The sequence below is a fragment of the Micrococcus sp. 2A genome, from assembly GCF_039519235.1.
GTDB lineage: Bacteria > Actinomycetota > Actinomycetes > Actinomycetales > Micrococcaceae > Micrococcus.
On the sequence record NZ_CP154351.1, the window covers coordinates 2,432,757 to 2,450,945 of the forward strand.

The following is an 18,189-nucleotide window of genomic DNA, read 5'->3' on the forward strand; positions in this document are numbered from 1 at the left end:
GGCGGGCCTCGAGGGTCATAGCCGCACCACCTCGTCCGCCCGCGCGACGACGGCCGGGTCGTGCGTGGCCACCACCACGGTGCGCCCCTCGGCGGCCGTCTCGGCCAGTGCGTCGAGCACGAGGGAGGCGTTGTCCGGATCCAGGTTGCCCGTGGGCTCGTCGGCCAGCACCACCGCGGGAGTGTTCACGAGCGCCCGGCACACCGCCACGCGCTGGGCCTGGCCGCCCGAGACCTGGCCCGGCCGGTGCTCGGCCCGGTGTCCCAGGCCGAAGCGCTCCAGCAGCGCCCGGGCCCGCTCCTCCAGCACCCGACGCTCCAGCCCTGCGTACAGACCGGGCTCCACCACCGAGTCCAGGATGGGCCGGGACGGGTCCAGCTCGGCGTCCTGGAACACGAACCCCACGGACGTGGCCCGCAACCGCGCCCGGCGCCGGTCCGGCAGGGCGGAGGCCTCGACGTCGCCCAGGCGCACCACGCCCGCCGAGGGCGTGAGCATAAGCCCCAGCACGTACAGCAGCGTGGACTTGCCGCGCCCGGACGGGCCGGTGAGCGCGGTGACGGCGCCAGGGGTGAAGCGGTGGGTCAGGCCGTCGAACAGCTCCTCCGCGCCGCGCGTGTACGCGAAGCGCAGGTCCGCCACGGACAGCTCCGCGTTCACGGCGCGCCGTTCAGCACGCGCACGGTCTCCCCGGCGTCCACGCCGTCCACCACGGCCAGGCCGTCCGCGGAGCCGCGGACGGTGACGGTGCGCTCTTCCTCGACGCCGTCCTGCACCACGGTGACCACGACGGCGCCGCCGGGCTGGGTGCGCAGCGCGGACACGGGGACCACGGGCCCGGTGACGGGCGGGACCACGTTGACCTTCGAGAGCAGGGAGGTGGAGGCCTCGGCTGGCAGGGAGTCGCAGTCCGCGCCGCACACCGCGCCGCCGTCGGGGGCGGTCAGGGGGATGCGGATCAGCCCTTGGTCGTCCGCGGTGGACTCGCCGGCCACGGCCTCCCACTCGTGCTCGCCGTGGGGCACGGTCACCGCGGTGCCGGCCGGGATCATGGCGGCCTGGTCCTGGTTGACCTCGATGGCGAACGTGGGCTCGTCGCCGGGGCGGGCGACGATGGTCTCGCCTCCCGCGAGCGCGCCGCCGACGGCCGTTGCCTTCGCGTCCACGCTGAGTGCGGCGGGGAGTGATTCCAGCACCACGAGCTGGCCCAGCTCCACGGTGCCCGCGGCCGGGTAGTCGCGCTCGGTGAGCCAGCCGTTCCAGGCGACAGCGGTGGCCTCGTCCCAGGTGCCGGTGACCTCCACCTTCGCCCCCGTGGCGGCGAGCATTCGCTGGAACGCGGCGACATCGCTGCCGGTGGCGCCCTCGTCGAGCGCCCGCCACTGGGGCAGCTCGCCCTGCACGGCGATCACGGGCTGCTGCGCGACGGCGTACAGCACGTCCCCGGCGGCCACCTCACCGGACTCCCCGGCCCGGGTGACGACGCCGGACAGCGCGTTCACGGCGGCCGGCGCCTGCTCGCGGGCCACGGACACGCCGAGGGTGATGACGCGGCCGAGCTCCTGCTCGGCGACGGTGACGACGGCGTCCTCGGACGGACGCTGATCGGCCTGGGCCGGAGGGGTGAGCGTGGCCCGGCCGGCCCAGAAGGCGAGGGCGGCGACGAGCACGAGCGTGAGGACGAGAGCGGCCCAGCGGGTGACCTTGCTCATTCGGAGTATCCGAAGAGCATCGAGTCCGGGGGCTGAACCGGACAGGCTTCCGAGACCTCGGCGGAGCGCGCGTCCGTGAGGCCCATGATGGAGTCTTGCACGGGCCACCAGCTGATCCGCTCCGGCGTGTTGAAGGCCGCCAGCCATGTTTCCTTCGAGGGCCGCTGGGATGTGTCCACGGTGATGCCATGGTCCTCAAGACACGGGATGGCGTACTGGTCCCAATAGTCGTAGAGCAGGCGCAACTGAGCGTCAGAGAACTCCTGGTCCAGGCTCGGATCGATGGGGAACAGGGCATCGCAGGTCCATGAGACCAGTTTCACGGCCGCCTCCTGCGAGGGCGGCGGAGTGTCATACGTCACCCCCACCATAACCTCGTTGTACGTGGCGGGAACCCCTCGCTCGGTCATGCACTGCGCGGACCATCTCGCCTGCTCTTGCCTGGAGGTGGCCCACCCGCGACGGGTGACGGCCGGGGGGTTGCTGATGCCCAAGAAGGCGGCGTTTCGTGCGAGCTGTGACTCATACCAGCGCTCCCGCTCGTCAGCCTCGGTCATCCGCCGCTCGATCTTCTCGGTGGGCGTCCAGGTCTCGGGATCCCACACCTTCTCTGTAGGGGAACCGGTCGCCGCGGCGCTCGTGGACGGAGCAGTGGTCGCACATCCAGACAGAGTCAGAACAGCGGTCACCGCCGCGGCGGTGACCGCTGCGAACTTCGTCTTCATCTTGGGCTCAACCTCAGTAGGGGTAATAGCAGTAGCCGTAGGTGCCCGACAGCAGAAGCGAGGTCGATGACCCCGTCCAGGTCTGCGTCATGCGGAGTCCGGAATCCCATCCATATTTGTATAGCCCAGGCTTCTTGGTGGTCTTTCCGCCGACGTTGTAATACATCGTGTCCGTATACCGCTGCTGCTCCACCTGCAGGCCGACATACCCGCCTCCGGCACTGCAGTCCTTCCTGCCAGTCTCTGACAACGCTTGCGCTGGCGCCGCTCCAGAGACCGCCAGCAATCCAGCGACAGCCACGCCAGCGCCTACCCTGCTGGCCCACTGCTTCACACCCATGATGTTCCTCCTCCGATCTAAAGCCCCTTGTGAGGTGCGTCACACGCTATGGCGTGGCCCGCTCAGCGTCAAGAGTTTTCTCAGATGCTTCACACACCCACGTTTGACCTTGCACCGGAATGCGCCCCGGCACGGCCGTTCCGCCGCGCGCTCGTAACAAAGGGCGCGGGGTGAGGTGGCCCAGCGGACGGGGCGGTTCATCCGTCGAACCCGTAGAGGACGGAGTCAGAGGGCACCTCGGGGCAGGCCTCCATGATCTCGGCGTTGAAGTGCCCTGGGTTTCGTTCCGAGGTCAAGACGCAACGGGCGCTGAGTCCTGGTCGTGAGTGTAGGCCGCCTCGACCTCCGCGGGGGTGAGGTAGTCCAGGGCCTCGTGGAGGCGGGTGGTGTTCCACCAGTGCACCCACCCCATGGTGGCCAGCTCGACCGCCTCGACGGACTCCCAGATCCGCTTGGCGTGGATGAGCTCGGCCTTGTAGAGCCCGTTCACGCTCTCGGCCAGGGCGTTGTCGTAAGAGTCGCCCACGGTGCCCACTGAGGCGCTCACCCCGGCGGTGATGAGCGCATCCGAGCAGGCCAAGCTGACTACCGCGATCCGAGTGGTGCACCAGGCCCTGGCGGCCACGGCTGGCGCCAGTGCTCAGCAGCGCGCGCTCCAAGGCCAGCAGCGGCAGCCCCACGGTGTGAAGGCTGCCCGAGACAGCCCATCCCACGATGCGCCGGGAGTAGACGTCGGTGATGAACGCGACGTAGCAGAACCCGCCCAGGATCCTGACGTAGGTGATGTCAGCGACCCACAGCTGGTTCGGCCGCTCGGCGGTGAAGCAACGTTCCACGAGATCAGGGCGGGCGTCTGTCTCTCCTGCAGGGCGGGTCGTGATCGGCTTGCGGCCACGGCGGATTCCCTGCAGGCCGGCGGTACGCATGAGACGGGCGACCTGGTCCCGGCCGATCTCCCACCCGGCGCGGGCCATCGCATGGTGCATCTTGCGGACGCCGTAGACGCTGTAGTTCTCCATGTGAATCCGGCGGAGTTCCTCGAGCAGCAGGACGTCTCGCAGGGCCCGCGCGGAGGCCGGTCGTGTCTTCGCGGCGCGGTAGCTCACGTCGAGGTGATGAACCCACATTCCGTCGCACGAAGGGTGCGGCAGATGGCCTCGACCCCGAACTGATCGCGGTGTTCGTCGATGAACGCGATCATCTCGTCGTGGGGCGGTCGAGCTCCGCTGCGAAAAAAGCCGAGGCGGCCTTGAGGATCTCGTTCGCGCGCCGCGCCTCGGCCAGCTCGCGTTTGAGCCTGCGGATCTCCTCCGCAGGGGTCTCTGAGACGGGTGCCTGAGCTATTTCGTGGCCGTGGCGTTGGCACCACATCCGCAAGGTCTCTTCGCTGACATCGAGCTGCGGGGCTACCGCCCGGATGGAATGCGAACGGGGCCCTCCTTGCGTGGCTTGGCGTTCCAGGACCATCCTGACCGCGCGCTCACGCAGCTCGGGGCTGAACTTCTTGGGCATGTTCCGATTCTCCTTCGTTGGGATCGGAACGAAACCCAGGGCGCTTCACTCTCCGCTGCACGCGAGGAGGATCCGTGATGCGGAGCGTCTGGGCCCGCCGTTCGAGAGCGGAGCGGTAGGCCGCTTCCTTCTCGGCCTCCGCCGTCAGGACCGGTTGAATCGCGACTGGCGGCGTCCACCGAGATGGACTCCATTCCTCCGGCGCTGTCGCGCCTGCGCAGTCAGCGACGTCCTGTCCTGCGGATCCGCCTTCATCCCCGCACGCGGCGAGATCGACAGTGAGCGCAAGCCCGACTGCCAGACCCCGGCCACGTCTCCCTGTGATGTCAGGCCCGCTCATGACCAGAAGCCCTCGGTCCCATGACGATCCTCCTCAGGATTCCAACCCGATATGAGCTACGTCACATAGTAGACGCTACCCCCCACAGCAAGGGATTCTCCTGGCCTCGTCAGGCCGTCCCGAGTCCCTTCACGCTCGCTGCAGTCATCACCGGGCGTCTTCTCCCGAGGCCGCACCGCCGCCGTCGTCCTCCCCGCCCTTGAACTGGCTCATGTAGAGCCGGTGGTAGGCGCCCCTGGCCGCGAGGAGCTCGGCGTGGTTGCCCTGCTCCACGATGTCGCCGTGCTCCATCACGAGGATCACGTCGGCGTCGCGGATGGTGCTGAGCCGGTGGGCGATCACGAAGCTCGTCCGGTCCGAGCGCAGCGCCGCCATTGCGCCCTGGACCAGCACCTCGGTGCGGGTGTCCACGGAGGAGGTCGCCTCGTCCAGGATCAGCAGCGAGGGCTGCGCCAGGAACGCGCGGGCGATGGTGATGAGCTGGCGCTCGCCCGCGGACACGTTGGAGGCGTCCTGCTCGATGACGGTGTCGTAGCCCTCGGGCAAGGTGTGCACGAAGCGGTCCACGAACGTGGCCCGCGCCGCGGCGACGACCTCCTCGTCCGTGGCGTCCTGCCGGCCGTAGCGGATGTTCTCCCGGATGGTCCCGCCGAAGAGCACCGCGTCCTGGAGCACCATTCCCGTGTGGGAGCGCAGCTCCTCCCGGCTCACGGTGCGGGTGTCGACACCGTCCACCAGGATGCGGCCGCCGTCGACCTCGTAGAAGCGCATGAGCAGGTTGACCAGGGTGGTCTTGCCGGCGCCGGTCGGGCCGACGATGGCGACCGTCTGGCCCGGCTCCGCCACCAGGTTGAGGTCCGTGATGAGGGGCTTGGCCTCCGAGTAGGAGAACCGCACGTGCTCGAACTCCACCCGCCCGCGCACCGGCTGCGGCAGGTGCGCGGGGGCCGCGTCGCGGTCCTCCTCGTCCTCGTCCAGCAGCTCGAAGATGCGCTCGGCCGAGGCGACGCCGGAGATGAGCATGTTGGACATGCCCGCCACCTGCCCCAGCGGCTGGTTGAACTCGCGGGAGTACTGGATGAACGCGGTCACGGCGCCCAGGGTCATCTGGCCGCTGGCCACGCGCAGGCCGCCCACGACGGCGATGCCCACGTACCCCAGCCAGTTCACCCACTGCATGATCGGCATGATCATCCCGGAGAAGAACTGCGCCTTGAACGCGGACTCGTAGAGGGCGTCGTTGCGCTCGTCGAAGCGCTCGGCCATGTCCGCCTGGCGGCCGAAGACGGTGACCAGCTCGTGGCCCGTGAAGGACTCCTCGATGTGGCCGTTGAGCTGACCCGTCTCGCGCCACTGCGCGGTGAACAGCGCCTGGGACTTCTTGCCGATCACGCCGACGACGACGCCGGCCACCGGCAGCGCGATGAGCGCGATGAGCGCCAGCTGCCAGGAGAGCCAGAACATCATGCCGACGATGCCGATGATGGTCAGCACCGAGTACACGAGCGTGGCGAACGCCTGCTGCATGGCCTGCTGGACGTTGTCCACGTCGTTGGTGGTGCGGGAGAGCAGGTCGCCGCGCTGGCGGGTGTCGAAGTAGCTCAGCGGGAGGCGGTTGAGCTTGGCCTCGATCTCCTCGCGGAGGCGGAAGACGATACGCATGACGATGTCGTTGAGCACACGGCCCTGGAGCCACATGAAGGTCTGCGCCACCAGGTACATGCCCAGGACGATGAGGATCAGCCGCCCCAGCTCCGCGAAGTCGATCCCCGCGCCGGGCGTGAACGCCATGCCGGAGAGCATGTCCGCGGCCTGGCCCTGACCCTGCGCGCGCAACCCCTCGATCACCTGCTCGCGGGACACCCCGGCGGGCATGTCCTTCGAGACCACGCCCCCGAAGATCACGTCCATGGCCTGGCCGAGCACGTGGGGCGCCCACACGTTGAACACGACGGCGACCAGCACCATCAGCGCCACGAGCACCACGCCCGCGCGCTCGGCGCCGAAGAGGCCCAGGAGGCGCTTGGCCGAGGGCCAGAACGCCTTCGCCTTGCGGCCGGGGCCGCCGCCCCATTCGTCGGTGGCGCCCGACTCGTGGATGTCGGCGATCTCGGCGTCGGTCAGTTCGGCGCTCATGCCAGCTCCTCCTCGCGGATCTGGGAGTCCACGATCTCCTGATAGGTCCGGTTCGAGGCCAGCAGCTCGGCGTGGGTGCCGCGTCCGACGACGCGCCCCTCGTCCAGCACGATGATCTGGTCCGCGTCGGTGATGGTGGCCACGCGCTGGGCGACCACGATGCGGGTGGTGTCCGCGGCGGCGTCGTCCAGGGCGGCGCGCAGGCGCGCGTCCGTGGTGACGTCGAGCGCGGAGAAGGAGTCGTCGAAGACGAGGACGCGCGGCTTCGCCACGAGCGCGCGCGCGATGGAGAGGCGCTGGCGCTGGCCGCCGGAGACGTCCGTGCCGCCCTGGGAGATGCGCGACTCCAGGCCGGACACCTCGCCCTCCTCGGGGGCGGGCGCCGGGGTGGTGCGGGCCCGCACGAAGTCCGCGGCCTGCGCGGTCTCCAGCGCGGCCCAGATCTCCTCGTCCGTGGCGTCCGGGGCGCCGAAGCGCATGTTCTCCGCGACCGTGCCCGAGAACAGGTACGGCCGCTGCGGGACGAGCGCGACGGCGTCGGTCAGCTCGGCGCGGGCGAGGTCGGTGACGGGGACGCCGTCGACCAGGACCTGCCCGGACGTCGCGTCGTAGAGGCGCGGGACGAGGCTGATGAGCGTGGACTTGCCGGAGCCCGTGGGGCCGATGATCGCCGTCGTGGTGCCGGGGGCGACGGCGAAGCTCACGCCGTCGAGCACGGGGGCCTCGGCGCCGGGGTAGGCGAAGGTGACGTCGCGGAACTCGACCGCGCCGGCGCGGCGCGCCGGGGTCACGGGGTTCGCGGGCTCGACGACGGTCGGGACCGTGTCCAAGACCTCGCCGATGCGGCGGGCGGAGATCACGGCGCGCGGGAGCATCATCATCATGAAGGTGCCCATCATGACCGCCATGAGGATCTGCAGCAGGTACTGCATGAAGGCGGTGAGGGAGCCGATCTGCACGAGACCCTGGTCCACGCGGTGGCCGCCGAACCACAGCACGGCGGCGGTGGCCAGGTGCAGGATCATCGTGATCACGGGGCCGAGCAGCACGAACAGCCGGCCGATGCGCACGGAGGTGTCCGTGAGGACGGCGTTGGCGTCGCTGAACCGCTGCGCCTCGTGGCGCTCGCGCACGAAGGCACGGACCACGCGGATGCCCATGACCTGCTCGCGCATGACGCCGTTGACGTCGTCGATGTTGTCCTGCATGCGCTGGAAGAGGGGCATGAGGCGGCTGACGATCCACGCCACGATGACGAGCAGCACGGGCACGGAGACCCACACGAGCCAGGAGAGCCCGGCGTCCTCGCGGATGGCCATGACGATGCCGCCGATGGCCATGATCGGCACCGCGACCATGAAGTTCAGGGCCATGAGCGTGAGCATCTGGACCTGGTTGACGTCGTTGGTGCCGCGCGTGATCAGCGTGGCGGCGCCGAAGCGGCCCAGCTCCTCCGCGGAGAAGCCGTCCACGCGGGTGTAGATCGCGCGGCGCAGGTCCCGGCCCACGCCCATCGCGGCCTTCGCCCCGAACCAGACGGCGGAGATGGCCGCGACGACCTGCACGAGCGCGACGCCGAGCATGACGAGCCCGATGCCCCAGATGCGGCCGGTGTCCCCCTTCGCGATGCCCTCGTCGATGATGCGGGCGTTGAGGCTGGGCAGGTAGAGCATGGCCAGCGTGCTGACGAGCTGCAGCACGAGCACGGCGAGGATCGCCCCGAGGTACGGGCGGCCGTGGCGGCGCAGGAGGGTCCAGAGCATGGGGGTCCTAGGGGTGGCTGGTGCGGGGCGGATCGGGGCGGATCGGGTGGCGGCGGCGGCGCGCCTGGTGAGGCCTTGACGAAGGCGCCGCGGGCGGCGGGACGGGGCGCGTCGTCGGGCCCCGTCGATCCCCATTCTGCACCCGGCGGCGGACGGGCCAGGACGGGCCGCCGTCGTCCGTGCACCACCCCGTTTCTCGCCTCGCGCAGGCTTCGGGACTCACCTCGTCCAGGCCTCGCCGCTCACCTGTGACGACCCGCACTTCCGGACCGCGACGCACGGTCCGAAGCGGCTGAAAGGCACGGGCGAAGCGCGGGTCGGGGTCCTGCATCCCGTCGGACCGACTCTTGTTCACGGAAACGCCCCCATAGGGCTCGGTCGAGTGAAGAAGAGTCGGTCGGTCGAGATCCCCCGGCCGGGCCCTGCGAGAATCTCGTCCATGACCGAGACCCCTCGCCACGAAGTGACCCTCCGCTTCCTCGCCGCCCCCACCGACCAGGGCCACTCCGGCACCGTCGACGCCGGCCGCGTGCTCGAGTGGGTGGACAAGGCCGCGTTCGCCGCCGCCACCGCCTGGGCGGGGACCTACTGCGTCACCGCGTACGTGGGCAACATCCACTTCCGCGAGCCCGTGACCGTCGGGCAGATGGTGGAGGTCACCGCGAGCGTCCTCTGCACCGGGTCCAGCTCGATGCACATCAACACCGTCGTGCGCTCGGGCGACCCCAAGACCGGTGAACTGAGCGAGGCGACGCGGTGCCTCGTGGTGTTCGTCGCCGTCGAGGACGGCAAGCCCGTCAAGGTGCCCGAGTTCGTGCCCCGCAGCCTGGAGCAGGAGCTGGCGCGCGAGTACGCGATCTCCCGCATCGCCGTGCGGGACGAGATCACCGCCGCCATGAAGGAGCAGGTCTACTCCGACGCCGGCACGGCCGAGCGCGTGGTCCTGCGCTTCCTCGCCGCGCCGACGGACGTGAACTGGGGCGGCAAGGTGCACGGCGGCATCGTCATGGAGTGGATCGACACCGCCGCCTACCTCTGCGCGACGCGCTGGGCCGGGCGGGACACCGTGGCGGTGTTCTCCGGCGGCGTGCGCTTCTACCGCCCGCTGCACATCGGCGACCTGGTGGAGGTGGAGGCCCGGCTGATCTACACCGGCAACAAGGGCATGCATGTGGCAGCACGCCCGCGACCTGCTCGAGATCCGCGCGAAGGCCCCGGGCAACCGCCTGCCCGACCACCTGCTGGGCGCCGGCGGGTCCGGCGCAGGGGAGGCAGGCAGCGCGTGACCGGCACAGCTGGCGCGTGACCCATAGTTTCAAGCCGCTACAGGGGTGACGTTGCGGCTCGAAAGTCTGGGTCGGTGGAAGGTGAGGCTGTGCCCGGGCCGAGCTGGCCCGGGCACAGCTTCCGGTCGGCGTCAGCGCCGGAAGAGGCGCGCGAGGAAGCCGGGCTCCTGGCCGCCGGCGCGGGCGGCCGCACGCTCGGCGTCGGTGTGACGGCCTCCGCACCACTGGCCGGCGGGCACGGTGGCCTTCACGGAGTCGATGTGCTGGCCGCAGCCGGCCCAGGTGGTCTTGCCGCAGACGTCGCACTTCGCAGGACGGCACATGATGAGGTTCCTCTCGATCGGGGATGTCGGGGGTTCAGCAGTCGGCGAGCTGTATCCGGAGACCGCTATCCAGGCCGGATAACGGTCTCCAGGTACGACTCGGCCGGAAGGCAGGGGCCGGAGGTGGGGCCGCTCAGGCCAGGCTGAGGAAGAGCTTCTCGAGCTCCTCCACGGTCAGCTTCTCCTCGGACTCGGCGGCGCCCTCGGGATCGCTCACGCAGTACTTCATGGCGGAGGAGACGATCGCGAAGCCGGCCCGGTCCAGGGCGGTGGAGACGGCGGAGAGCTGGGTGACGACGTCGCGGCAGCTCCCCTCCCCCTCGACCTCGCGGATGACGGCGTCGAGCTGCCCGCGGGCGCGCTTGAGGCGGTTGAGGATCTTGCGCTGGGTCTCGGCGTCGGCGGAGCGCATGGCGTGTCCTTTCGGGGACGGTCAGAGAACAGGAGAACGGTGAGTCGGGGCTTGGCCAGGCCCATTCAGGTCAGCGCTCAGGATACCCCCGGGGGTGTCTCGGGAGACGTGTCAGGCCATGAGGCCGGCGATCTCCGCCGCCAGCACTCCGACGCCCATCAGGAGCACGAACCAGCCGAAGCCGATCCGCAGGGCCCGGTCCGGCACCCGCTTCCCGAGCGCCACACCGATCAGCGCACCCAGGACCGCCGTGCCCGTCAGGGCCAGCAGGAGCCCCCAGTCCAGGCTCACGCCCGGGAGCTTGCCGGCGAACCCGGCGAGGGTCTGCGCCGAGATCACCATGAGCGAGGTCCCGACGGCGGCGCTCATCGGCAGCCCCGCCAGCAGCACCAGCGCGGGCACGATGAGGAACCCGCCCCCGGCGCCCACGAGGCCGGTGATCAGCCCGACGCCCAGCCCCGTGGCGAGCAGTCGGCCCACCCGGACCTTCCTCTCACCCTCGGGCTCCTCGCCGCCGCGCCGACCCCGGATCATGCCCCGCGCGGTCAGGAGCATCATCACCGCGAAGCCGATCATCAGGACCGGCCCCGGCAGGAGCGAGCCCAGCGCGCCGCCCAGCACCGCACCGACCATGCCACCGGCCGCGAACAGGCCACCCGTGCGCCATCGCACGGTGCCCCGGCGGGCGTGCAGGCCCACCGAGACGAGCGAGGCGATGCCCACCGCGAAGAGCGAGCTCGCGATCGCCGCGTGCGGCTCCAGCCCGGCCACATACGTCAGCAGCGGCACCATAAGGATGGATCCGCCCCCGCCGAGCATGCCCACGAGCATGCCCACGACGAGCGCCAGGGCGATCGCGAGCCCGGTCATCGGTCAGGCCCGCCCGGTGGCCGAGGGGACGGCGGTCCCCGGGGCGACGGCGGCGGCACGGCCGGCACCGGAGGCGCCCGACGTCGTCGGGAGGCCGCCCAGGACGTCCGCGGCGGAGCGCTCGACGGCGGGCCGGTTCCACGGCATCTTCGACAGCACCGAGGCCATGGCGCACGTGTTGGACACCGCGGACCACGTGAGGCCCGCGCCGATGGCCGCGGGGATGAGGCCGAAGCGCCGCGAGCCGAGCTGGGACGCGACGGCGCCGGTGAGCGCGATGGTGCCGGCGGTCATGCGCACCTGGCGCTCCATGGCCCAGCCGGAGCCGCGGCGGACGACGTCGCCGCCGGCCTGGGCGTAGGCGCTGATGCCGCCGGAGAGCACGGCGGCCTCCCGGAAGCCGGTCGCGGCGAGGCGCTGCTGGGCGTCGGAGGCGCGGACGCCGGAGGCGCACACGAGCACAACATGCCCGTCGAGGCGCTCGGCGACGTCGCGGGCGCGCTCCTTCAGGGTGTCCAGGGGGACGTTGTAGGAGCCGGCGATGTGCTCGGCCTCGAACTCGCCGGGGGTGCGCACGTCGAGCACGAACACCTCGCCGGCGGCAATGCGCTCGCGCAGGGCCTCGGGGCTCACGGGGGTCAGGGTCGTGACGGTCATGGTGGTCTCCATTCTGGGGCGTGTCAGGTTCAGGCGGGGCAACGCGGGCGGCTCAGCCGCGGACGCGCTGCTGCCAGGCGTTGTACGAGCCCTCGAGCTCGACGACGCGGAAGCCGTCGCGGCGCAGCGCCTGGGCGGCGACGACGTTGCGCAGCCCCGACTGGCAGAACGTCACGAGCGCGGCGTCCTTCGGCAGCTCGTCCTCGTGGAAGGCGACCTTGCCGGCGGAGAGCTGGGCGGCCCCCGCGTCGTCACCGTCCGCGCCCGCGCTGACCGGGATGGTGCCGGCGGCGTGCTCGGAGCGGTTGCGGACGTCGAGCAGGGCGAGGCCGTCCTGGCCGGGCGCGGCACCGGGGGCCGCGGCGACGACGTCGCCGGCGGCGATCCTGCGCTCGAGCTCCTCCGCCGTAATGGTGGCCGGGGCCTCGAGGTCGAAGCCCTCCAGGCTGGTGACGAAGGCGTCCGCGGCGTCCACCCCGACGCGGATCAGGTGGTCGCGGATCCGGCCGGCGTCGTCGGCGTCGTCCGCCAGCAGGATGATGGCGACGCCGGCGTTCTGCTCGGCCTCGGGGTCGAAGGCCCAGCCGCTGTGGGTGGCGGCCTTGTCCTTGGCCGGGAGGGCGAGGGAGCCGGGCACGGTGCCGGCGTGGATCTGGTCGACCGGGCGCGTGTCGGCGAGGACGTCCCCGTCCGCGACGCGGGCCGCGGCCGCCTCGCCGCTGAGCTCCGTGAGCGGGGCGAGCTCGCCGAGGACGGCCGGGCCCTGCTTGTTCTGGCGCTTCATGCGGGCGAAGTAGGCGTGGGCGTCCGGCTGGCCGTCGAGCAGCTCGTCGACGAAGCCCTGCTCGTCGTCCTTCTCGACGTAGGGCGCCCACCAGGCGTAGGCGCGCTCGTAGCCGACCGTCGTCGAGGGCAGGGCACCGAGCGCCTTGCCGCACGCGGAGCCGGCACCGTGGCCGGGGAAGACCTGCACGTGGTCCGGCAGGCCCACGAACTTCTCCTTCAGCGAGGCGAAGAGCTGCTTCGCGCCGAGGAAGCGGGTGTCCTGGCCGCCGGCGGCCTCGTCCAGGAGGTCGGGGCGGCCGAGGTCGCCCGAGAAGACGAAGTCGCCGGTGAGGTAGTAGCCGGGGCCGTCCGCGAACGCGCCGTCCTGCACGAGGTAGCTCAGGTGCTCGGGGGTGTGCCCCGGTGTGTGCTGGGCGGTGACGGTGATGTTGCCCAGGCGGATCTCGTCGCCGTCGTGGAGGAGGTTCCCCTCGAAGCCGTAGGACCAGTCCTCGCCGCCCTCCCCGGACAGGTGGATCTGCGCGCCGGTGCGGGCGGCCAGCTCCCGGGTGCCGGAGAGGAAGTCGGCGTGGATGTGGGTCTCGGTCACGTGCGTGATGGTCATGCCGTGGTGCGCGGCGAAGTCCAGGTAGACCTGCACGTCGCGGCGGGGGTCCACCACCATGGCCTCCTTCTTCGCCTGGCAGCCGATCACGTAGCTGGCCTGGGCCAGGTCCTCGTCGTAGATGCGCTCGAGCAGCATGGGGTCCTCCTGGGATCGGGGCTGGGGCGACGACGGCGAGCGACGACGTCGTGATACCCCCTGGGGTATAGCGGAGATCAGCGTAGGACATACCCCTGGGGGTATGCAAGCAGGAGGGCGCCCCACAGCGCGAGGGACTCACAGCGGTCGAAACGGAGGGGTCGCGCAGGGGGGCGAGGGCGCCGGGGCTGGGGTGGGAAGGACTGCGACGGAGAGCCGGCGGCCGACGCCCCTGGTCGGCGCCCCGGATGCTCGGCGCCTCAGTGCCTCAGTGCCTCAGTGCCTCAGACGTTCGGCGCCCCGGAGGCCCTGCCCCGTCAGAGCAGCGGGCGCAGCGGCACGAGCAGGGTCTCCACCACGCGGGCGATGCCGTGGCGGTCCTCCCAGCGCGGCGAGGTGACCACGTCGCAGTGGGCGGCGTCGGCGCGGAAGATCTCCTCCATGCGGGCGGCGAACTCGGCACCCACCACGGAGAGGTTCGTCTCGTAGTTGTAGCCCAGGGAGAGGCGGTCGATGTTGGCGGTGCCCACGGTGCCCCACTCACCGTCCACGGTGGCGGTCTTGGCGTGGATCATGCTCGCCCTGTAGAGCAGGACCGTGATGCCGGCCTCGAGCATCTCGGCGTAGAACCCGCGGGAGACCCAGTCGGCCACCACGTGGTTGGAGTCCTTGGGCAGCATGACCTGCACGTCCACCCCCCTGCGTGCGGCGTCCTTGAGCGCCTCGAGGATCTGCTGGTCCGGGATGAAGTACGGGGTGTTGATGTAGATGTGGTCCCGCGCCCGCTCGATCGCCTCGAGGTACACGCGGCGGACCGGGTAGACCAGCTGGATCGGCAGGTTGGAGGCCACGGTGACGGCCTGGTTCCAGGAGTCCGGCGTGTGCCACTCCATGCGCTCCTCGGGCGCGTGGCCCGCGTTCCACACGGTGGCGATCGAGTGGTCCAGCCCCCAGACCGCCGGCCCCACCTGGCGCACGTGCGTGTCCCGCCAGTGGTGGGCGTAGTCGTCGCCGAGGTTGTAGCCGCCCACGAACCCCACCTCGTGGTCCACCACGAGGATCTTGGAGTGGTTGAAGCCGGTGTGCCGCACGATCCCCCGCCAGTACGGGCGGGTGAAGGCCGGCATCCGGTACACCTGCACGGCGGGATGGAACTGCCGGTAGAACCGGGGGCTCACCACGAGGTTGGCGAAGCCGTCGTAGGAGATCCACACCCGCACGCCGCGCTCGGCCGCCCGGTTGACCGCGTCCATGAACCGCTGGCCGGTCTCGTCGCCCTTCCAGATGTACGTCTCGAGCTTGACGGACTCGCGGGCGTCGTCGATCGCGGCGATCATCGCCTCGAAGAGCTCCTCGCCGGAGGTGAAGATGCTCACGGAGGACTCCCCGGCCTCGACGTGGAACGTGCCCGGCCGCTGGGCGGGACGCTGCTTTCGTCCGCGGCGCTTGACGACGTCGATCCCGGTGAGCGCGACCGCGGTCACGGCGGGGAGGACGACGAGGGCGGCGGCTCCGGCGGTGAGGCCGCGGACCACGAGCCGGCGGAGGGCGGGGCGTCCGGGGACGGGGATCTCGTTCATCCGCGCATTCTACGGACGGGCGTACGTCCAGGCCGCCCCCATCTCGGAGCGCAGGCGCACGAGCTCGACCGCGGACTCCTCGAGCCGCCGGGCGGCCTCGCTCACGGGCACGTAGCGCCGCACGACGCCGGCGCGGCCCTCGTCCGAGACGTCCACCATCACCGAGATCGAGTGGGCCACGAGCCGGGGGCGCCGGCTCGTGCGACGCCCGGCGTACACGCGCAGAGCCACGTGCATGGAGCGGTCCGTGGTGTGCACCAGGAGGGCGTCCACCCGCACGAGGTCGCCGACCCGCACGTTGCGCACGAACCGCACGCCGCCGGCGAACACGGCCACCACGTTCTCATGGCCCGTCCAGCGTGCCGCACACACGCCCGCGGCCTCGTCCACCCAGCGCATGACCGCGCCGGCGTTCACGGTGCCGCCCACGGTGGCCTCGGACGTGGGGGCGAGGAAGGAGAGGGTGGTCATCTCCTCGAGGTCCGCGGCGGAGGCGGGGAAGGGCAGCTCGGCCATCCCCCGCTCCACCTCGCGCCGGGCCACGGTGGAGCGCCGGGCCTGCTCGTCGCGCTCGACCTGGTTCGGGGTGGCGGGGACCCACTGGGGGACGGCGAGGCGGGTGCCGCCCTCCTCGGCCGAGTACACCGCGATGGAGGAGGTGCAGACCGTGGGGTCGCCGGCGGCGTCGGGGATCTCCGGCAGCATCAGGCGCGTCTGCACGTGCACGTCGGAGCCGTCCGTGTGCACGACGCGCGCCTGCACCGTGGCCTGCGTGTCCACGGGCACGGCGTGGCGGAACTGCATGTTCCCCATGTAGCGGGCGCGCACGAAGGAGCCGGACCAGCTCGCGGCGACGGCATAGCAGACCTTGTCGATCCAGGAGATCGCGGTGCCGGCGTCCACGATCCCGGAGGGATGGTCGAAGCTGTCCGCCCGGAAGTCGAGGGACAGGGCTCCGATGTGCTTCATGTCACCGAACGTATCACCGCCCCGGTCAGCGGGAGAATGGGCGCATGACCCCCCGCGAACCCCTGCCGCTGCCCGCGGAACCGCAGACTCCCCTCAACCGCCTCTCCCGCCGCGTGGCGCGCGCCGTGGAGGAGCGCGGCGAGGCCGCCGTCGTGGGTGTGGCCACGCGCCTGCTGGCCGGTTCCAGCACCCCGGAGGACGTCACCTCGGGGGCGGCCCAGGCCATCCTGGGCGACGACGACGCCCTCACCCCCGCCGCGGCCGGCGCCCTGGCGCTCACGCGCGCCTGGCACCGCCGGGCCCTGCCCGCCCTGGTGACCGCCCTCGACGCCCCCGAGCCCGAGGTGCGCTCCGCGGTGCACCTCGTGCTGGCCGCACGGGCCGACGCCCTGCGCGCCGATGCCGCGGTGGACCACGCGCTCGTGGACCGCGTCGGCGCAGGGTGCTGCGACCCGGACCCTGAGGTCCGCGCGTCGGCGGCCTCTGCCCTGGGCGCCCTGGCCGGCCCGAACGACCTCGAGGCCGCCGTGCCCGTGCTCTCCGCCCTGGTGATGGACGTGGATGCGGACATCGCTGCCGCGGCGGAGCTCGCCCTGGACCACCTCGCCGAGCGCCTGGACCGCCCCGAGCTGCGCGCGAGCACGGACTTCTGAGCCGCGCCGTGGACTCGCCCGTCCTTCTCTGCCACCACTACGACGCCGGCCGCTGCCGCTCCTGCACCCTCCTGGGCGTGCCCTACGCCGTGCAGCTGGCGGACAAGGCCGCGGCGGTGCGCGAGCGCCTCGCGGACGTGTCGGACGCCGGGACCCGGTGGCTGGACCCCGCGCCCTCCCCCGCGGCCGGATTCCGCAACAAGGCCAAGCTCGTGGTGACCGGCACGGCCCAGGACCCGCGCCTGGGCATCCTGGACCCGAACCAGCACCCCGGGCACCACGACGGCACCGGCTGGGACCTGCGCGACTGCCCCCTGTACGAGCCCGGGATGGAACGGATCGCCGCCGCCGTGGCGGACACGGTGCGCGCCGCGGACCTGACCCCCTACGACGTGGCCGCGCGCACCGGCGAGCTGAAGAACGTGATCGTGACGCTCTCCCCGGACCGCGAGGCGATGGTGCGCTTCGTGCTGCGCTCCCGTGACCGACTCGACGCGCTGCGGGCCGCGGTCCCCGCGCTGCGGACGGCGCTCGAGGAGGCCGGCACGCCGGCGAGGGTGGTGACGGCGAACCTGCTGCCCGAGCACGTGGCCCTGCCCGAGGGCCGCGAGGAGGTCCACCTCGCCGGGGACGCCACCCTGCGCATGGAGCTCAACGGGATCGGGCTGCGCCTGCGTCCGCAGGGCTTCTTCCAGACCAACACCGCCGTGACCCGCGCCCTCTACGCAACGGCGGCGGCATGGCTCGCCGAGGCCCGCCCCGCGAGCGCGTGGGACCTGTACTGCGGCGTGGGCGGCTTCGCGTTCCACCTGGCCCGTCCCGTGGCCGACGGCGGCGCCGGCGTGGCCGAGGTCTGGGGGATGGAGACGAGCGAGGACGCGATCGCCGCGGCACGGCTCACCGCCGTGGAGCTGGGCCTGGCCGACCGCGTGCACCTCGACGCCGGCGACGCCACCCAGGCGCTGTCCTCGGCGGGACGGGGCGAGGGCCCGCACGCCGCCGCCGACCCCAGCCGGGTCGCCGGTGCGCCGGTGCCGGACGCCGTCGTCGTGAACCCGCCGCGCCGGGGCATCGGCCCCGAGCTGGCGGCGGGGCTGCAGGCCTCGGGCGTGCCGCACGTCCTCTACTCCAGCTGCAACGCAGCCTCCCTCGCGAAGGACCTCGCGGCCCTGCCGGCCTACCGCGTGGAGCGCGCCCGGGTGTTCGACATGTTCCCGCAGACCGGGCACGCCGAGACCCTCGTGCACCTCGTGCGCCGCTGACGGCTCCGCCCCGTGAGCGGGTTCACCGGAAGTTCGCCCCGCGAGGGCGGGACGCGCGCCGACCGCTCCCCCTAGGCTGTCTCCCAGTGCCCGAGGCCTCCCGCGGCCTCTCCCCGACCAG

Annotated in this window: 15 protein-coding genes, 2 pseudogenes and 1 other annotated feature; of the genes and pseudogenes, 3 read left to right on the top strand and 14 right to left on the bottom strand. The window is 71.7% G+C overall.

The features are described 5' to 3' along the window. Positions 1 to 15: 15 nt before the first annotated feature. The 7 genes and pseudogenes from AAG742_RS11295 to AAG742_RS11325 all read right to left on the bottom strand — a co-directional run bounded on the left by AAG742_RS11295 (position 16) and on the right by AAG742_RS11325 (position 8,528). Positions 16 to 660: an ABC transporter ATP-binding protein gene (locus tag AAG742_RS11295; RefSeq protein ID WP_158493872.1), complete on the bottom strand. Its 645-nt coding sequence runs from the start codon at positions 658 to 660 to the stop codon at positions 16 to 18. Next, positions 657 to 1,712, bottom strand: coding sequence for a hypothetical protein (locus AAG742_RS11300; RefSeq protein ID WP_135030878.1), 1,056 nt, complete (start codon positions 1,710 to 1,712; stop codon positions 657 to 659). The genes AAG742_RS11295 and AAG742_RS11300 overlap by 4 nt, the downstream gene beginning before the upstream one ends. Then, positions 1,709 to 2,437: a hypothetical protein gene (locus AAG742_RS11305; protein WP_135030879.1), complete on the bottom strand. Its 729-nt coding sequence runs from the start codon at positions 2,435 to 2,437 to the stop codon at positions 1,709 to 1,711. Before AAG742_RS11305 ends, AAG742_RS11300 begins: the two co-directional genes overlap by 4 nt. Before the next feature lie 13 nt (positions 2,438 to 2,450). Beyond that, positions 2,451 to 2,777 (bottom strand): hypothetical protein, encoded by a 327-nt coding sequence (locus tag AAG742_RS11310; RefSeq protein WP_135030880.1) that lies wholly within the window; start codon positions 2,775 to 2,777, stop codon positions 2,451 to 2,453. 292 nt (positions 2,778 to 3,069) lie between these two features. Beyond that, positions 3,070 to 4,289, bottom strand: a pseudogene (locus AAG742_RS11315) (IS3 family transposase). Then, positions 3,886 to 4,017: a sequence feature (AL1L pseudoknot), on the bottom strand. Its footprint overlaps the pseudogene before it by 132 nt. Before the next feature lie 487 nt (positions 4,290 to 4,776). Further along, positions 4,777 to 6,765, bottom strand: a complete 1,989-nt coding sequence (locus tag AAG742_RS11320) for an ABC transporter ATP-binding protein (RefSeq protein WP_298710122.1) — start codon at positions 6,763 to 6,765, stop codon at positions 4,777 to 4,779. After that, positions 6,762 to 8,528 (bottom strand): ABC transporter ATP-binding protein, encoded by a 1,767-nt coding sequence (locus AAG742_RS11325; RefSeq protein ID WP_298710119.1) that lies wholly within the window; start codon positions 8,526 to 8,528, stop codon positions 6,762 to 6,764. The genes AAG742_RS11320 and AAG742_RS11325 overlap by 4 nt, the downstream gene beginning before the upstream one ends. 439 nt (positions 8,529 to 8,967) lie before the next feature. Here AAG742_RS11325 and AAG742_RS11330 point away from each other — a divergent pair. Beyond that, positions 8,968 to 9,814: pseudogene (locus AAG742_RS11330) on the top strand (hotdog domain-containing protein). Positions 9,815 to 9,945: 131 nt separating this feature from the next. Here AAG742_RS11330 and AAG742_RS11335 read toward each other — a convergent pair. From AAG742_RS11335 to AAG742_RS11365, 7 genes are all read right to left on the bottom strand, one after another. Further along, complete coding sequence (locus AAG742_RS11335; protein WP_248115741.1) at positions 9,946 to 10,137, bottom strand: hypothetical protein; 192 nt, start codon at positions 10,135 to 10,137, stop codon at positions 9,946 to 9,948. A gap of 133 nt (positions 10,138 to 10,270) precedes the next feature. Further along, positions 10,271 to 10,549, bottom strand: a complete 279-nt coding sequence (locus AAG742_RS11340; RefSeq protein WP_298710118.1) for a metal-sensitive transcriptional regulator — start codon at positions 10,547 to 10,549, stop codon at positions 10,271 to 10,273. Positions 10,550 to 10,660: 111 nt separating this feature from the next. Next, positions 10,661 to 11,419, bottom strand: a complete 759-nt coding sequence (locus AAG742_RS11345; protein ID WP_298710116.1) for a sulfite exporter TauE/SafE family protein — start codon at positions 11,417 to 11,419, stop codon at positions 10,661 to 10,663. 3 nt (positions 11,420 to 11,422) lie between these two features. Further along, positions 11,423 to 12,076, bottom strand: coding sequence for a rhodanese-like domain-containing protein (locus AAG742_RS11350; RefSeq protein ID WP_298710114.1), 654 nt, complete (start codon positions 12,074 to 12,076; stop codon positions 11,423 to 11,425). Between the two features lie 52 nt (positions 12,077 to 12,128). After that, entirely contained in the window at positions 12,129 to 13,604 is a 1,476-nt protein-coding gene (locus AAG742_RS11355; protein WP_298710112.1) for an MBL fold metallo-hydrolase, read from the bottom strand. Between the two features lie 317 nt (positions 13,605 to 13,921). Further along, the gene (locus AAG742_RS11360; RefSeq protein ID WP_248115746.1) at positions 13,922 to 15,184 is read right to left on the bottom strand and encodes a phospholipase D-like domain-containing protein; all 1,263 of its coding nucleotides are present in this window, start codon (positions 15,182 to 15,184) and stop codon (positions 13,922 to 13,924) included. Between the two features lie 9 nt (positions 15,185 to 15,193). Further along, the gene (locus tag AAG742_RS11365; protein ID WP_282442580.1) at positions 15,194 to 16,153 is read right to left on the bottom strand and encodes a hotdog domain-containing protein; all 960 of its coding nucleotides are present in this window, start codon (positions 16,151 to 16,153) and stop codon (positions 15,194 to 15,196) included. Positions 16,154 to 16,197: 44 nt separating this feature from the next. On the opposite strand from AAG742_RS11365, the gene AAG742_RS11370 reads away from it, so the two are divergent. Together AAG742_RS11370 and AAG742_RS11375 are read left to right on the top strand one after the other, a co-directional pair. Further along, positions 16,198 to 16,806, top strand: a complete 609-nt coding sequence (locus AAG742_RS11370) for a hypothetical protein (RefSeq protein WP_298710110.1) — start codon at positions 16,198 to 16,200, stop codon at positions 16,804 to 16,806. Positions 16,807 to 16,814: 8 nt separating this feature from the next. Further along, entirely contained in the window at positions 16,815 to 18,068 is a 1,254-nt protein-coding gene (locus tag AAG742_RS11375; RefSeq protein ID WP_298710108.1) for a methyltransferase domain-containing protein, read from the top strand. Positions 18,069 to 18,189 lie beyond the last annotated feature (121 nt).

Excerpts from the sequence above, each read along its gene's own strand:
- AAG742_RS11300 (WP_135030878.1), bottom strand. The coding sequence starts at position 1,712 with ATGAGCAAGGTCACCCGCTGGGCCGCTCTCGTCCTCACGCTCGTGCTC.
- AAG742_RS11305 (WP_135030879.1), bottom strand. The coding sequence starts at position 2,437 with ATGAAGACGAAGTTCGCAGCGGTCACCGCCGCGGCGGTGACCGCTGTT.
- AAG742_RS11310 (WP_135030880.1), bottom strand. The coding sequence starts at position 2,777 with ATGGGTGTGAAGCAGTGGGCCAGCAGGGTAGGCGCTGGCGTGGCTGTC.
- AAG742_RS11320 (WP_298710122.1), bottom strand. The coding sequence starts at position 6,765 with ATGAGCGCCGAACTGACCGACGCCGAGATCGCCGACATCCACGAGTCG.
- AAG742_RS11325 (WP_298710119.1), bottom strand. The coding sequence starts at position 8,528 with ATGCTCTGGACCCTCCTGCGCCGCCACGGCCGCCCGTACCTCGGGGCG.
- AAG742_RS11335 (WP_248115741.1), bottom strand. The coding sequence starts at position 10,137 with ATGTGCCGTCCTGCGAAGTGCGACGTCTGCGGCAAGACCACCTGGGCC.
- AAG742_RS11340 (WP_298710118.1), bottom strand. The coding sequence starts at position 10,549 with ATGCGCTCCGCCGACGCCGAGACCCAGCGCAAGATCCTCAACCGCCTC.
- AAG742_RS11345 (WP_298710116.1), bottom strand. The coding sequence starts at position 11,419 with ATGACCGGGCTCGCGATCGCCCTGGCGCTCGTCGTGGGCATGCTCGTG.
- AAG742_RS11350 (WP_298710114.1), bottom strand. The coding sequence starts at position 12,076 with ATGACCGTCACGACCCTGACCCCCGTGAGCCCCGAGGCCCTGCGCGAG.
- AAG742_RS11355 (WP_298710112.1), bottom strand. The coding sequence starts at position 13,604 with ATGCTGCTCGAGCGCATCTACGACGAGGACCTGGCCCAGGCCAGCTAC.
- AAG742_RS11360 (WP_248115746.1), bottom strand. The coding sequence starts at position 15,184 with ATGAACGAGATCCCCGTCCCCGGACGCCCCGCCCTCCGCCGGCTCGTG.
- AAG742_RS11365 (WP_282442580.1), bottom strand. The coding sequence starts at position 16,153 with ATGAAGCACATCGGAGCCCTGTCCCTCGACTTCCGGGCGGACAGCTTC.
- AAG742_RS11370 (WP_298710110.1), top strand. The coding sequence starts at position 16,198 with ATGACCCCCCGCGAACCCCTGCCGCTGCCCGCGGAACCGCAGACTCCC.